This window comes from Myxococcus virescens, from assembly GCF_900101905.1.
GTDB lineage: Bacteria > Myxococcota > Myxococcia > Myxococcales > Myxococcaceae > Myxococcus > Myxococcus virescens.
In genome coordinates this window covers 1-1088 of record NZ_FNAJ01000056.1, presented here as the reverse complement: position 1 = coordinate 1088, position 1088 = coordinate 1, and the positions used below count along the sequence as shown (strand labels likewise).

Here is a 1088-nt window from a genome sequence, read left to right as displayed (position 1 = left end):
CTCGCCAGCGCGGGCGCTTCGCCGGCATGTCGCTGCAGCAGTTGCAGGAGAAGTACCGCGAAGTCGTCGGGCGTCCGACGGGCAGCAGCAACGTCTCCTACCTGCAGTGGAAGATTCGGGAAGCGGAGGCCGGACGCGTGTCGGTGGGCCCCCGCCCCGAGCGCGAGCTGAAGGTGCGCGAGGACGGCAAGCGCGTCATCCCGCTCTCCTTCGACGACGAGGCCATCAAGGCCCTGGACAAGGCCTGGCGCGACGCGGGCCTGCCGAGCCGCACGCGCCTCGTCACGCGCGCGCTGTACAACGAACTCACGGCCATGGGCGTCACCGAGGCCGCAGCGCACTTCGCTCCGAAGGCTGAGGAGTAAGGCCCAGCATGGCGACAAAGGAACAAGCCACCGACGCCCTCGTGTCGGTGGCGCTTCGAAAGGCGCTCTCGGGCGCCCGTGTGGAGGTGAAGCTGGCCCTTCACAGCAGCGGCAGCGAGTTACAGCCGGAAGTCGAGGTCGCATTCCCCCAGGGCACCTCCTCACGCCAGCGCAACGCGGCCCTCCTGCTTCTTGCCGCTCAGGTGGAACTACACACTCCGGCGCAGGAGCACTGGTTCGTCGAATCGGAGGTCCTCGACGACGGCAATAGAGGCCGCATCTATCTGGTGCTGCTCGGCGTCGGCGGACCTTGGCCAACGCGTGAAGAGGCAGAGCGCGGGCTGCAAGTCCTGCACAGCGCCCTCCGCTGACATGGGCATGCGGGCGGCGCAAGCTGCCTCCCTGCCGCCCATTCAATGAAACATACGACGCCACAGCGCCAGAGAGGACTTGATACGCCCGTACGACAGAGCGTGTATGCCTTTCGCGACGGGCGACAAAACGCCTCGCCAACCCCAAAGGAACGCGCACCATGAAGACCACCCCCAAGCCCCCTCGCCTTGGCCAGACGACGGCACCCACGCCCCAGAACGCCACGGTGACTCTGAGTCTCAGCAAGAACCGATACGGCACGCCTCAGCCGCAGGTGGACTTCTTCCTCCCGCGCGGCTCCAGCCACCGGGAGACGAGCGCGATGCTCTACACGTTCGCCGCCAGCCTGGA

The 1088-nt window shown here is 67.1% G+C and carries 1 protein-coding gene and 2 pseudogenes; all 3 read left to right on the top strand.

Going from position 1 to position 1088, the window contains the following annotated elements:
* Nucleotides 1–365: pseudogene (locus BLU09_RS38050) on the top strand (DUF2924 domain-containing protein); the annotation flags it as partial.
* A gap of 8 nt (nucleotides 366–373) precedes the next feature.
* Entirely contained in the window at nucleotides 374–736 is a 363-nt protein-coding gene (locus BLU09_RS38045) for a hypothetical protein (protein ID WP_090496023.1), read from the top strand.
* A 161-nt stretch (nucleotides 737–897) separates the two neighbouring features.
* Nucleotides 898–1088: pseudogene (locus tag BLU09_RS38040) on the top strand (hypothetical protein); the annotation flags it as partial.